This window comes from Mucilaginibacter sp. (assembly GCF_028288105.1).
Taxonomy (GTDB): domain Bacteria; phylum Bacteroidota; class Bacteroidia; order Sphingobacteriales; family Sphingobacteriaceae; genus Mucilaginibacter.
In genome coordinates this window covers 17,153-31,973 of sequence record NZ_JAQBOI010000181.1, presented here as the reverse complement: position 1 = coordinate 31,973, position 14,821 = coordinate 17,153, and the positions used below count along the sequence as shown (strand labels likewise).

The window sequence follows — 14,821 nt, the reverse complement described above, 5'->3', positions numbered from 1 at the left end:
TTTGACAGGTTAAACAATAATTACTCTCTTACATCAGCAGAAATATAGCCGAAATACAGGCTATCCTTATGTGTAGTCCTGGAACTTTCGGGCGTAATGATGTCAAACGCGGTGAGTCCTTTTGACTGAAACACAGGAGAAGAAAAAATCCTGGTTTTGATACCTTGCAGTTTAAACAACGGCGTTAAATTGTTTTGTGCAATAATTTTAGTGTCTATCCCTTTACTGAATGCAGCTTTAAAACCAAATTGCGCATCGGCAATGTCTATATCGGCGGCCTGTACATTGGCAGTTGCTTTTAACTCCAGCGAACTGTTGGATGTGCTTGATATTACAATGGTGGCAGTTTCTGTGTTTACCAGCTCTGTAATAATCACCCAGTTTTTGTTCCACTTACCCTGGCCGTAAAGGTCAATCACTTTGTTACCAATGGTTATGGTATCGTCTATCAGGTCTGACATCGCTTTATCGGCTTTAAAATAAACGGCGTTTTCTGACGAAAAATCCAATATAAAACCAACATCGCCCTGTGCCAGCTTGCTGCCCTCCGGTGATACTGTACCTGATAATTTGGATGTAATAGCTACAGCGCCTTTAGAGCTATATTCCAGATCATTTGATGAAGTGTCTGTACGTACCTGAAACGGCATAGTAAAGTTATTAAGGTTTGAAATTTTAGTAAACAAGTTCCCGTTCAGAACACCTATATCGCCTAACTGAAGGGGTACGCCTGGCTGCCAGGCTGCATAATAGCCAAAATGATCCTTCATTTCGTTTGTGTAACGTTCTTGTGCGCCTTTCATATGATTTTGATTTAAGATTATTTGATTTATAGTTAATTATCAATTACTTAAACAGGTAAATTATACTATAAAATTATGATAATTATCAGACCAAAATAAGGGTGTTTTAACGGTATTTTAACGTTTTAACCTCCTTGCCACAAATGTCAGTTACTTTCGGGGGCATGGTGACGGCTGGTGAATATGGCAGGACCCTAATCCCCAAAAAAAAAGATTGTACAACAACGGCTTTTCAAAAAGCCTCAAAAACAACAAAGCCTGCAAATCAATGATCTACAGGCTTTGGATGGTATCGTCGGGATGGCAGGATGCATCCAAAACGCTCTAATGTATTGATTATCAAATGCTTTAATTACACCATATAAACAAGGGTGTGATTTAGGGCATTTTCTGAACTTCTAAGGAACTATTGCGCACGTATTGGCTTTTAATTTGCTGTCAATGCTTATCAAAAATAAGGAAAAAAAAGGATTTTGAGGAATTCATTTTCAAATTGAATTTCATAAAATGTTGTTTGATTGTCTTATTATATTACCCAAAACGTAATAGATTTTTCCTAAATTGTGATATTAAGTATATCAACATCAAAAGATAAATTCAAAGACCTGGAAGGTAAAATAGTTACCGTTACGGGAAGGTGATCGATTACAAGGAAAACCTGAAATTGTAGTAACCGATGAGCAGCAATTAAAGATAAACGAATAAGGCTTCTACGGTTGCCGCGTGGTCTGTATGCGAGTTACTAATACGCGATGGCGCATTACAAAAAAATCTTATATTATCTGTGAAGTCATGAAATTGCTTACGCTAATTCATCCGGGTAATCTTTTCGTCTGCTTGTGCAGCCAAATCTGCGACGTGTCCAATCAAAAAATGTTCGAACATTGTCCATAATTGCTCACGATCAATAGGCAGTATTTCCTCATTTAAAAGATTATCCAAGAAACCTTCTGCATCCCAAAGTTTTCGGGTCGGCTCGGGATGGAGTAGTTCCATACGATTTATGACGTAATCAAAGACATTGTTCGCCACTGCTATAAATTCGGCTCGATCATCACCACTTAATGGTAGTGATGTGATTTTCACAATTGTTTCTGGGTCATAGACTATCGGCGGTTCGTCACTTTCATTGTCAGCCATTTCCTCTAAATTCTTTTCTAAAAGATAGGTGGGATAAAATATGACAGATTCATCATAGTGACTAAGGCAATGTTTGAAGTAATCCAATTCGTCTTCAGGGTCAAAAACCATATGATGTTCGCGCTCGACACGTGCTACTTGAATATCCCATTCAATCAAAGGGATTTTATTCTGATTGACGAATTTAAGCTTTGCTAATTCTAATTCAGGCATAGTGGCGTTTATTAAATCCGACCATTTATTAAACCTAAGCATTTTTGCTAAGAGGTGTTGCGCATTCATCAGACTAAAATCTTCATTGTCTATTTCGTAGTCCTCGAAAATAGCGTCGATATCAAAAAATTTGGGTACATATTTCGAGTATGAATCGCCGTTCTCATCTAAAGCAGTTTTTTGGGTTTTGTAATCGCGAAAGAGATTTTTTGCCTGAAGCTTGAAAAAATCGATGTGGTTCATAATATATCCTTATGTTAACCAAGCTGATTATCTGAAAATTTGCGCCCGTAATCTGTAGTTCGATAATAAGCTTGGCATAAGTTTATATTATCTAAATGTTGGACGATGGGATCTTTGCACGGACGAGCACGCTTACCAACAAGCACATCCAAAAGTAAATTGATTTTTTCTGAAAATCAATAGCCATTTTTTAATAAATGTTAAATTTGAATCATGGGTGCCGCCAACAGCAAATAGCCTGGCACTAAAACTTCATTTTAGCGTTCCTCTTTAAAGGCGCTACTAACTGATTTGGATTTTGTAAATTGCCTAACTAAACCTGTTAAGCATGATCGATCCGTTACCAATGTTCAAATCAGCCGGGCTAGTTGTTTCAGCCGGTCAGATACAGTACAATTTTGTAACGCCTGATATTGCGCACGGTCGAAATGAATTTTTCGATCTGGCGTTTCAGCTATTAAGGGAATTTCCCAAAGACCTGCTACAGCTTAAAGAACCTGCAGAATTTTTCGATTTCTGCTACCATGTAGGGATCAGGAAATCGATCAATCTGTATATGATTCCTAACGAATTATTTAAGGGAACACCAGAACAGGATGTTGAGGCTTTTCAGGGTTATTCCGCCCTTTTTAACAAAGACCTTGTTAAAGTATTTCTTATTGATAAGGAGATCAAAAACCATAGGAATATCGGGGCATTAATTCAAAAGCTTCCGTTTGGGTATTTTGTATTCCTGGGTGATCCGGGAGCTGAAAATGCTGGCTATTATGATAAATCAAAATCCTTTACAAATGGACATGAATTGATAGCATTAATAGAAAAGGACATGGTTGCTATCAACGTAGAAATCGAAAGGGATTACGGTTTTAAAATTGAGGAATTTGATTTTAAAACAAATCCAAAAGCAGATCAACTGAATCCCTATCATCATACACTTTATGCTAAAAGCAACTATTTTACCTTAAACCAAATCCTCGCTAATTTTTGGCTGAAAAAGCCAGCTGAAACCAAAAAGGAAGATATCGAGCTGCTTAGCCAAAAACGTGTTGGCATTCAGTTAAATCAAATTAAAGTCATTGATGGCCTGCATCAGATAATTAAAGATAAAAAACCGGTAACTCCGTTTGAGCCATACTATCCATCCATGGTTATTATTGCCCCCTTTCATTTTCCGCGTTATGGAAAACTATTGACCAAAAAGTTTAACAGTAAATTGGAAAAGATGCTGTTCCGGGTTTCCCAAACAGAACAATTGCTTGACTATAGCTATGGCGTAGAGGAAGATATTGCGACTTTTTTGAAACGTGAACAGATAGGGCAGGTATTGGGTATCATCACAAAGCGATTACTCCTGCTGGATTACCTGGCATATTTACACGCGCAGTTTACCTATTCCCCTGTATTTAGATTGCCGGTGGCGGGAAAATCACTGAATATGGATTTATCCCATTTTCAGCAATCCTTCCAAAACAAAAAAAGCGCGATTTTAAAAATCGGCGGTATTGGAGAATTGATGCGGGAGCGTATGGTAACTGATGAATTAAAAGATTTTTTATTGGAAAGAAACGGACAATTGGTGTTCGTAAGTGACTTACCTATGGAATGGTTAAGACTTGGAAAATATCCCTTATGCCTGACCCATGATATTTGCCGGATACCCGAGTTTAACTTTAACAGCCTCATCAATAATTTCATACATAGTCAGCGATTAACCTTCAGAATTAAGCCGGATATATTAAAGAAAACGCTGATCATCCACTGTGCAAGTGATGACGAAGATGACATGCATGAGATCTTTGAGATGTTCAAAGCTTTGCAGCCCGCACTCGGGTATGTTAGCGTTATCTGTAATACGGTTCAGGATGTCGCGGATGCTGTGAAAAAGCACGAACCACACTTATTGATTTTTGACTGCCATGGTGACGCCGATCCAAAAACGCTCTCCAGTTACCTGGTAATTGATGATAAAAATGATATTCTTTTAACAGGTGATGATATTATTAAACGTGGTATTAGTGCGCCGATTGTTTTCATCTCCGCCTGCAGAACAATGCCTAATTATGGATATGTGAAATTTCTTTCAGACGCGTTCTTTCAGGCGGGGGCATTTGCTGTTACGGCGACCTTTTTGCCTATAAAAATGGGAGACGCTGCGGCCCTACTAATACGATTGTTAAATAATCTAAAGCAACAGGAAACAAAGACGATATTTTCTAATTGGCTGGCCTTTGTTTCCCATGCATTGAGGAGTACGTTAATATTTGAAACAATCCGAAAAGAGAGGGAACGCAATAATCTGCCGGAAGATTTAGATGATAAGGAAATCGCTAATTTCTTGTTGGAAATGATGGTTTTTGAGAGACGAGAAGAAGTCTTTGAGAAATTGAAGCAATATTTACAAGTAATAAATCCGGCCATCAATACCGTATTTGAAAACTTAGAACATGAATGGCTTTCGTACACAACACTTGGAAGAGCGGATCTTATCTATTTTGAAAATTGGATTTTTAAACATCAAACGGAGAATTTCGGATCCACACATTAAATGATGATCAGCAAATTTTATTTAGCTAAGGGGTTGGCTATTTTCAAAACTTTATTCAGGTAATTCAGAACCCGGAGATAATATATAGGTATGACAGACAAGGCAATTCAGGCGATCATCGATCACTTTAACCGAAAAAAATCCCAAGCGTATATTGCATCGCATCCTATCGGGGAAAATGTTGAATATGGTGTAGTATGGAAAGATATTAACTTCAACAAATTGGGTGATGTCTCGCCTTACCGGTTCTATTTTATTAAAAATGACAAAGAAAAATGTATTGGCGCAGTACTTGATATGAACAGGGATCTGCATTGGTATATTACTCCTGTTGCGCGTAAAAAAGGTTTTTTAACTAAAGCATTAAGAAAGATAATTCTACCGCACCTGGCCAGGATCAGGAAAGAGCAAACTATAAGCATTAACAGGGATGACATTGGAGATGAGAATTTTGAGGCATCGTTAAAAACGGCAAAGCTGTCCGGGTTTAAATTGGTTGGAGAAATGGCGGATAAAATTGAATTCAGCCAACGGCTGGCCAAATACAGGAAAGTACCATTGGGCGAAACCTATCCTGGAATAAGTTATGAACAGATGGTGAAACAAAGGGAGAAAATGAACCTGGTAATCGGAAATTTGTGGCAAATAAAATCAGAGGTAGAAATGAAGTTGGGAGAATCAAACCTGACCCATGAGTTAGATCGTTATATCGACAAGTTGGAATTATTCAGGGGGTTAAAGCTGGATGACGCGGTTTATGATTTTGAGCAAAAACTGAAACGTAAAAACCCATAAGCAATAGGAAGCTTGAATTTGCAAGAGGGATAGCAGCGGCATCCTGCGAAGCAGATACAGCGTATAGCCCGGCCGGCAGGGCTTGCCATAATTTCACTAATGCTTAGCTCTACATTAGACAAAGCGGAACAGCGGGGATTATACATTATATAAGGGCCTTTAGATTATTAAATTTCTTATTGAATCTGTGCAGAATAAATATCGATCTTATTTGAACATATGAAAAAAATGAAAATATTAAATACGGTTATTTTCGCCTTTGTTATAACTTCATTAGTGGCCACTGCTTTGGTGATCCTGTTGGTCAATTGCAAACTTTGGAAGGAAACGACGCTCTTATTAACCGCTGATGGATTGCTCAATTATTTAAAGGCTTATGGAGAGTTCAAAGACTTGTTTGTAGTCACCATCGCCGCCACTGCCGCCTATGTCGGCCTGCAAAGCTTACAGGAAACCGTTTTCGCGAACCGGGAGCGCTTAAAGCAGGAACGTTTTAATGAATGGAAAGGAAAAATGGACATCCGCTTACTGGAAGCGGAAAAACATAACCCACGATTACGCTTATTATTCATGGAGCATAGAGTTAAATATTTTAATTGGCTCGATGATCATAACTTTAGCATCAGTAATAAACAGGAACTTGCGTTGAGTTTCGCCATCTTTAGTCATCTTGTTCGCACGTTGGAAGATCAAAATGAACGTACTATTAAGATGGGGCAAATATACCCGGATGCCGATTATTCATACAGCTTTGACGGGTTGCGGTTTATGTTTATTGGTGGCCCTGATCATATGTATCCAGAGTTAGAGATTGATCTTAAGAAATTTTACATCGAATTACTACCGGCCGATAGGCTGATTGACTTAGAAACTTTTAAAGCAGCAAAAATTAACAGCTTTCCCAATTTTGCATGAAAACTTTTGGTGATATACAGGACTGCATGACAGCCATAACATCCGTATTGGTTTCTTATCCTAATATTTCTGTTATGGTAGGTAACCGGGACATAAATAAATGGCAACAATTGTTGGTTGCCTCATCGGGTTTTGAGGGCTATTTGACCTCTGCGCCCACTTTCAATTTGTTGAATGTACTGGCATCAGCTGCCGTTGAAAGAAGGCAGAATCTAATGCCCGGCACTTCAAATACTATACTCAATAACCTGGAGCAATGGTTAAGATTCTTTCCGCAACTATTAAAAGACCGGCCTTTTAAAGGCAAGATCAAAAATTTAGATAAGGATAATTTTCTGTCCACTATGAGTGAACTCTCACTTGCGGCCTTATTGCTGAACCAGGGTTTCAAAGTAAAGTTTGAACATAAATTTAGGTTGGTACTGGATGGCGGTAACCGAGATGTCGATCTGACCATCGAGGACAATAACGGTATAATCGTCCATATAGAGGTTTATGGCCCTACCATCGCTGCCGAAAACGGCTTTCTTGCACCGACCGAACACCATGAACCGTTTCAGCACAAAGTGGACCTAAAGGTAAAGGATAAATTCGGTGCCGGTCGCGTGGCTGGCTTAAATGGAAAAGTACTCCTGGCAGTTGATACGACCAAGGTAGACGCGTTCAGTATCGCTGACCGGCTATTTGGGGCTAATCGGGAGAAATTATACCAGCAAATGGCGGCAAATCTACCAGTAGCGGTTGATGGGATATTATTTTTTCAAACACACGTTACTTTGAATCCGGGTTTTATTTTTGAAAAGTTAATATTGAAAGCATGAGTTCCGAAGAGATAAAAGACCAGCATTTTTTACCGGCATGTTACCTGGATGGTTTTACCAATAAAACCGGTAAGCTTTATGCTCTGGACCTCACCTGGTTTATCAAAAGGGGCAGCAAACCGGTTATCAAATCTTTCTCTCCGGGATCGATCTGCCATGAAGAGCACTTTTATACGCTAACGGAAGAAATGGCTAGGTATAACGTTAATGGTGTTGAGGATAAATACGCGGTCGAAAAGGGTTTTTACACTTACGAAAACATTTATAAAAGTTTGGTGGCAAAAGTGGCAGGAGGCAAACCTTTGAAGCGACACGATGCCGAAATACTGATCCGTACACTGATCGATCTGAAGTTCCGCAACAAGTTTTACCGCGACCATTTTATTGGCGGGCGGCAAATCGAATTGGTAGACGGTACTTTTGATCAGATCAAAACGGCCATTCTTAATGATCCGGCATATCTCGCGGCTTTCGGCGATGTTGACCCCCAATTGCTATTACAATTAAATGAAGATGTTAGACAACGGTATTTGAATGATCCGGAATTTAAAAAGCATACGCACCTTTCATCGATATACCGTAAAGATGATGCCTATGGTTTGGTTGTAGAAGGTTTGGTAAATAAACTATTATGGGTTCCCTGGAGGATTTATAGATCAGCCAACCTATTTCTGGGCACGGACAATCCCGGTTTTTCAATGGATGAACATTCTAAGCTTCATAATACCTATTTTAAAAAGAAATTTATCTTTCATTTCCCGCTCAATGACTCATTGTGTCTAGTGATCGCGGACCCCTTTCCGGATATGCAATTTTTAACAGATCAAACAGTGAAGCATTATTTGACCGAAACAATGGACGAATCAGTCGTCCATGATATTAATAAAATGTCACTATTTCATTTCACCAATCTGCTTTACAGTCCGGACAGGTCTTTGTTAGAGGATATTATCCCACTTATCAAACGAAAAGAGAGCTAACCAGATCTATTCTTACAACTGGATTACGCCATATCAGCTTCAAAGATAACGTGGATTTCATCGGTGAGCCCGGAACTAAGTGTTTGCCATTATTTCCAAATGCTCCGCTCTCCACTTGTCAAAGCGGAACCGCATTGCTTATATTTACAATAAGCGGGGCATTTACTTTATTTGGGGTCTATGGGATTAGTAACTTTCTTACTGAAGCTGTTCAGGATCAAACTTGGATCTATCGGTACGCCGGAAATCTTTTTGGCGATGGTGATGGACAAATGCAGTAGAATAATGATGAGCAGCCGCCCAATCAGTTTCAGGGAAATATGGAGGTGAAAATTTTTGCATTGGATTGATAACGTGCAGAAAACTTGATGAGGTTTTTGTTTTTTATCGTTTTTCATGATCTATTTTACTTGTGTTATGCAAGTATGGGAATCATGATGCCGACTTATCCTGCTGGCGGGATAAGACCTTATCGAGCCTTATAGTGTTGCTGAATATAGGTATCCGCTAATTTTTCATATCGCTGGCTGGTCTGAGAAAAATCCAACTTTGACTTTAACTCCAGGCCAATTTTAACTGCAATCGCGTGGCAAAGTTCATCCAGGCTTTTCAACGGTAAAATGCCATGTTTGCTCAAGGCTTCCACAATCCCGCGTACTGCCCCCTTTTTTCGTTCGCTTAGCGAAGCCCTGCCAGAACGCGTCAGGCCCAAACTCTCCATCATTTCGGCGATAAAAATATCCTGATCCTCATTAAATAAATGATTGCGATCCTGTACCGCCAGTTTTTTTGTCGGTTTGTTCGCAGGTTTTATCGGTGCCTGAAATTCCACGTCGCGTACGTTTCGCATAAATTCAGCTTCCAAATCCAAAAATTCTTTAAAGTGCGTGCTGTAGCGGTCATCATAACTTCCAAATTCACGGTCGTTATCCGTAAACCGGCTAAGTTTTAACTCTCTTTGTTTTAAATCTTTGAGACGGCTCTGTATATAGAGAATCTTGTTATTTGGTACAGCATCATCCAATACACCCTGCAACCTGTCGATCCCGCGATGAAAAATATGATGAAAGTTCTCTTTGTGATTTTGTATAAAAAGATCAAATGGAAGAAAGTAACTTTCGTGCTGAACAAGGGTATTTGTGAGGGTGTCTGACATGGCATTATATAATTCCTTATCAGGAACCATGGTGCTAAGCAGTGACTGAACTGCAAAAAAGCTGTTATCATTGTTAGCAAATTCGAGACGGTGTGTTCCCATCACATCCATATAAATCTGTACGATGACCCATATCATATCCTTAATAATTATCGCTTCTTTTAATTCTTTAAAATTCCCTTCCGCTGCATGTCCAAAAAAAGAGTTAGTAATGACCATGCGGTCGGTATGTTCTGTATCCTTATCGTCTTTTAGCGCAGCGAACAGGAACTTATTTTTAAAGCGGTTGAAGCGTTCCCGGTAATGTTCGAATTGACCGATCAAAAATTGTTTAATTTCCTCCTGAGGAACGTCTTCATTATAGGCTGTTTCTTCAATTTCTAAAGTAAGGGCATCTACTTCAATGGCTGCGGCATTTCGGGTATTGGCAGCGATTTGCGCCCAGTCAAGTTCTTTTACCTGATCGGTCCATATCAATCGTCCTACTTTAATTTCATCCAGCCAGTCGGCCAGTTGATCCAGGGCATAAATTAATGTCAGAATATTGCCGGTGCATCCCGGATAATTTTCAGCTACGAGTAAAAGTGGCCCATCCATTGTAGATGGCATTATCGACATTAAATCCAGGTCAAAATTCCGGAATCGGGTCAACTTTTGCGTTAGTTCATTGGTGTCTATTGGTTGCGGGACCACATTATTCAGAAAGGATAGTTCGTTAAACGCGGCGGAAACGAGTTTTTCTTCCAGTTCCACCCTATCCAGCATAAAACGAACCTTTATCTCCATATCCATAAGAAATAATAAAGGTTCTGTAAATTCCGCCACAATGCTTTGCAATTTACTTGCTAAGAACAAGTATTCATAAGTCACAACCTTTTGCAGTTGAACGAATTGCCAATCCCGAATCGCATAATAATTGGCCTCATCGGTCGTAACTTCTTTTTTAAAATTTTCAAAATAACGGCAACTGACACCGTTTAAGAAATCCTCAAAGGTATATTTTGGAATGGTATCCTCCAGTGGCCGCATGGCCTCAGAAAGTAATTTTTGAAATTGTCCCAGGAAAACGCCTTCTTCCAAAACCGCTGATTCGTCAACACTCAACAAATAGGTCCTGCTGGCAAAATAGCTTAACAAAGTTTCCTCTCCACTGTTATCAGCATAATAAGGATGTTCAAAATCTTCTAATTGCTTTTCTACACCTTGATCTGCCCGATCCAGGATAAGTAAACGGTCAAAATCATCTAAGCCCGCCGCCTGATCTTCGAGCACCTTAAAAGCCGTAATTGCGCGTTGCTTGCCGCTTTCGTAGATTTTTTTAAAAATTGGCTTTAATTCGGAATGGATCGGTTTTGAATGCATAGGATAATATTACGCAGAACAAGGATGAATTCCAACAGCGAAGTTAGCACCTGATCATAAAAAGGCCGGACAAGCCGGCCTTAAAAATTTGCATACCCGGCAACAATTGCTTGTATGCCACCAAAATTACTTTTTGAGTTTTGCCTTCAGATTATCGAATATCTGCAGCAGTATAAAAACTGCAGACACCACATAATAAAACGTCGTCATAATAACTTGCTTTAAAGGGTTCGGAATTCGATTGTGGTTTACGATGACCAAAACTACCGGATGGTATGATGGCGTGTGCGATTTGTTGTGCTTACATACAATGATAAACAGTTTAAACTGAATTAAAAAATGGTAACGCCGCCACGTGCGTTTGGAAGTTACAAGCTAATTTATGGCTCAGGTTCATTAAAATATGCAAATTACCCTAACTCTTTTATCTACGGTTTGCGGTCAAGTAATAACAATTCGCTATCCCCCTGTTTTTTGAGAAATCCCTGCATCGCTTCAGACACAGGTGGCTCTACCAAAAAGTTACCGAATCTCTGACGGAACATCCGCCAGCGCTGCTCAAGATGGCCTTTACGTCGCTCACGGGGACACAACCAAATCCATTGCAAACCCCATTTTTGTATTTCGGGATCGTCTGAGCGGTTCCGAAAAGCGCAAGCGCCTATGATCTCGCCAAACTCACCAGTAAATAAATATCCTTGAACGTCGGGATCCTCGCGGCCGCTATTAGGGCTTTTCCACTGAGTAAAGTCATAATGAAATTCACGTTTAAAGGCAAGCGCACGGTTGTACATTTCGCTATGCTTCCATGCAGGTGAATCGCAAGTTACCAACTCAGCAAATGGACCCTTTTCGGCACGTTCTAAGAGCATCGCAGGAAGCGCCTGTGGCTGTAGCCACGTCATACGCTTTTTATGCTCTTTGCGGTGGAGCATACTGGATTCCGGGTCACCCTTGTGATAATTATGGCCGCAACCTGGGCATGACACTTCTACCGGCGCGCGCTGAGGTTTATATTTTGGGGCGCGAATCATCAAAAGGAAAGGTTTATCCTCCGCATCCAGGCCAAGGGTTAAGGTAAATCCGGAATTTAATTTCAATGGATCGCCATATTCCTCATAGCGCAGTGACTTGTCGGTATATAAAACAACATCCTCTTGCTTATGACGGGTGCGTTTGTACCAAAATATTTCCAGTTCAGCGACTGAAAAGAGTTTGCGATTACGTGGTAATATGGATGGCAACATAATATCAACGTAGCGGGCGGTATCTACAGCAAGTCCAACCCGTTCTAACTGGATCAGCAGGTAAACATAATATTCGGGGCGCAGCGCATCAAAGCGCATGGCACCGCTGGATATCGCCCTCGGACGAAAATAAACTTCTTCAAAGCTAATCCCCATGTGTTCAACAAGGGGCATAATGCGAAAGCCGCCGCTATCCACGCGGCTATCCATGGCGATCAGCATGTCTTCTATGTCTGAATAAAACAGCCACCCACGTTTAAGGCTTTCGCAAAATTTTTGTTCCGCCCAGTGATATCGCGGGCGGCGCGGTTCGGTCTGTAGTGCTTCCCATAAATATTGAAGCGTTTGCTCATCTGTGGTGATTTCCATGATCATATTTGTTATTGGTCTATACACCTAAGATAAATTTTTGTGAAAACGTCCTAATTTATTACGTTAAGTGATTGCTGGGGAGCTTCAAACGGAAGATATAGCAGCAAGCAAATTCCGCAGGGTAGCGCCATAATTATAAAAATAATATTTTCTGACGGAAACTTGCTGGTTTCAGATAAAGATAATGGCATTTATAAGCGGTTAACTCCCACCGGAGTGATCACATGACCACCTAAGCTGCCGATCGATGCTCCGCCTGTATGCAAGGCATTTTTTACGGCTAAAAAGCCCTCATCATACAGATCCTGTACCGCCTCGTCGTACCAGCCCTTTAATTGATGTGGAAGGTTAGCATTTACTGATGTAACTAAGATGTTAATCTAGAGGTTAGGACATTTTATCTAATTGGTATTGTTTGACACTGACAGCATGAAGTAGTCGCCTTATTTCTCACATAAAAATTGTAAATACAAGTATATTATTGCATAATTACTTTATAACTTGTACAATTAGACCTTCAAATGTGTCCTGCCTATCAGGGAACTGTCCAAAATAAATTCGTAGTCTATTATACGAGTATGTTTATTATTGGCTTGAAGTTTTCTGTAATGAGAAAAATAGGAATAGAATAATGATGAATGCAGAGGAAATAGAAAATTTAATACTCAATGAGCATGATTTTGAAGAACAACTCAAAATTTACACGACTTACTACAGCATATTGGAAAACGGGGAAAGGATTTATTCCAAAGGCCCGAAAGATGTAAAACTGTTTTGCAAATGCCGAACCTGTCAGAAGGAGTTACCTGATTTTGACGCTAAATTCGAGATCTTTAATAAATATTTGATGGTAGAATTACAGCCTATACTTGATAAACTATCATCGCTAACTGATTATAAAGAGAAGCTGGTTTACTACGACAAACACTTCGATGTCAATGGCAGCAGGATATTTCCGGAACTAAATATAAGTTTGTCCATAAAGCCCCAACATGAACACGAGAATAAGGTTTTTAATCTATTTCAATACGACCGCTTCTTAGAAAACTATTTTTTAGTAGAACATTCGTCCATGAAAAAATACTATCAAATGGATTTCAAAGCGAGGCTAAAAGTATTCAATCATAAAAAACTACATGCCACATACCCTGAGTTGTCGGCAGTTAAAGAGATCGAGCTTCTAAATAAACATTTTGAAGGACACTGGAATTCCAAGACCACTGCATTATATTTTAAATTAATAGATGGCTTTACCATAGACTATTCTCAAGCAGAGTGGCCCTTTGAGGAATGCTTAGAAATTGTTGAAGCTAATGAGGGGGTTAAATTTCTACGTTATCTGGAAAATGTAAAACGAATTGATACCAGTTTTAGTAAAACATTCCATCAGGTCATACAACAATCTCATGAGGCTTATGAAAGTTATAGCGTCGTAACCTGGAAGTTAATCAATGGCTGTATTCAGGAAATTAAAGATAAGCTATATGAACTAAACAATGATGATAGTAGGATCGCTTACCTGAAAACGACTCTATTAAGCTTCAAGATTAATGGTTTTGAAGATTATTTCAAAGAAGTTGAAGATGACTTGGGGGATGACATCCGCGTTAATTCAGGTTTAGAATCCGTGGGAAACGTAGTCAGGATCATAGATTCTCAAAAATCGACACTCCTTTACGAAGGCATTGCTGGCATAATTAAGGGCAGAAATACGATAGTACTGGAAATTTCAGAGCACGTGGTTGGCGTGTACCCAACTATCAATTTTACCGATATTATGAATGCGGTAGATTATCGCACGAAAAGCACGTTTTGGATTGGCTCATCAAAATTCAGTGGTTCACCAAAGCAGTTTCTAAAAGCTTTTCCAGATGCTGAGAAATCCTATAATTCGGGGATGGAAAAAATACAAAAAGGCATTTATCAAAGAAATGCCTTAGATGACCTACGATTGAGTTTAGAGTTGTTACTAAAGCAAATTTTGGGCAACAGCAAATCATTAGAAAACCAACGACCCGCAATAACGGAATTTTTCAAAAATAACAATGTATCACTACAGATCGCTAATATGTTTTGGACACTGATTGATCAATATTCAAAATACCATAATGATAGCGTTAAACATAATGACAACATTCAGCATTCAGAAGTCGATCTCGTTTTTAACTTGACGACGATATTTATCAAACAGATTATCCAATACGCGTAGTGATAGTAACGAAACTCTGA

Annotated in this window: 11 protein-coding genes; 6 read left to right on the top strand and 5 right to left on the bottom strand. The window is 39.4% G+C overall.

Going from position 1 to position 14,821, the window contains the following annotated elements; translation table 11 throughout:
- Window positions 1-20 precede the first annotated feature (20 nt).
- Both JWQ85_RS12605 and JWQ85_RS12600 read right to left on the bottom strand, forming a co-directional pair.
- The gene (locus JWQ85_RS12605; RefSeq protein ID WP_299468449.1) at window positions 21-803 is read right to left on the bottom strand and encodes a hypothetical protein; all 783 of its coding nucleotides are present in this window, start codon (window positions 801-803) and stop codon (window positions 21-23) included.
- A gap of 807 nt (window positions 804-1,610) precedes the next feature.
- Complete coding sequence (locus JWQ85_RS12600) at window positions 1,611-2,399, bottom strand: hypothetical protein (protein WP_299468447.1); 789 nt, start codon at window positions 2,397-2,399, stop codon at window positions 1,611-1,613.
- A 328-nt stretch (window positions 2,400-2,727) separates the two neighbouring features.
- On the opposite strand from JWQ85_RS12600, the gene JWQ85_RS12595 reads away from it, so the two are divergent.
- From JWQ85_RS12595 to JWQ85_RS12575, 5 genes are all read left to right on the top strand, one after another.
- On the top strand, window positions 2,728-4,944 hold the full coding sequence (locus JWQ85_RS12595) for a CHAT domain-containing protein (protein ID WP_299468445.1): 2,217 nt from the start codon (window positions 2,728-2,730) through the stop codon (window positions 4,942-4,944).
- A gap of 90 nt (window positions 4,945-5,034) precedes the next feature.
- Window positions 5,035-5,739: a hypothetical protein gene (locus JWQ85_RS12590; protein ID WP_299468443.1), complete on the top strand. Its 705-nt coding sequence runs from the start codon at window positions 5,035-5,037 to the stop codon at window positions 5,737-5,739.
- A 228-nt stretch (window positions 5,740-5,967) separates the two neighbouring features.
- A complete protein-coding gene (locus JWQ85_RS12585) occupies window positions 5,968-6,654 on the top strand; it encodes a hypothetical protein (protein ID WP_299468441.1) in 687 nt (228 codons plus the stop codon).
- A complete protein-coding gene (locus tag JWQ85_RS12580) occupies window positions 6,651-7,475 on the top strand; it encodes a hypothetical protein (protein ID WP_299468439.1) in 825 nt (274 codons plus the stop codon). The genes JWQ85_RS12585 and JWQ85_RS12580 overlap by 4 nt, the downstream gene beginning before the upstream one ends.
- Entirely contained in the window at window positions 7,472-8,455 is a 984-nt protein-coding gene (locus JWQ85_RS12575) for a DUF4238 domain-containing protein (protein ID WP_299468437.1), read from the top strand. Before JWQ85_RS12580 ends, JWQ85_RS12575 begins: the two co-directional genes overlap by 4 nt.
- 167 nt (window positions 8,456-8,622) lie before the next feature.
- On the opposite strand, the gene JWQ85_RS12570 is transcribed toward JWQ85_RS12575, so the two are convergent.
- From JWQ85_RS12570 to JWQ85_RS12560, 3 genes are all read right to left on the bottom strand, one after another.
- Window positions 8,623-8,853, bottom strand: a complete 231-nt coding sequence (locus JWQ85_RS12570; RefSeq protein ID WP_299468435.1) for a hypothetical protein — start codon at window positions 8,851-8,853, stop codon at window positions 8,623-8,625.
- Between the two features lie 71 nt (window positions 8,854-8,924).
- Window positions 8,925-10,973: a hypothetical protein gene (locus JWQ85_RS12565; RefSeq protein WP_299468433.1), complete on the bottom strand. Its 2,049-nt coding sequence runs from the start codon at window positions 10,971-10,973 to the stop codon at window positions 8,925-8,927.
- Between the two features lie 428 nt (window positions 10,974-11,401).
- Window positions 11,402-12,589 carry a hypothetical protein gene (locus tag JWQ85_RS12560; RefSeq protein WP_299468431.1) on the bottom strand — a complete coding sequence of 396 codons (1,188 nt, stop codon included), beginning with the start codon at window positions 12,587-12,589 and terminating at the stop codon, window positions 11,402-11,404.
- Between the two features lie 634 nt (window positions 12,590-13,223).
- Between JWQ85_RS12560 and JWQ85_RS12555 the strand changes: the two genes are divergently transcribed.
- Entirely contained in the window at window positions 13,224-14,801 is a 1,578-nt protein-coding gene (locus tag JWQ85_RS12555) for a hypothetical protein (protein ID WP_299468429.1), read from the top strand.
- Window positions 14,802-14,821 lie beyond the last annotated feature (20 nt).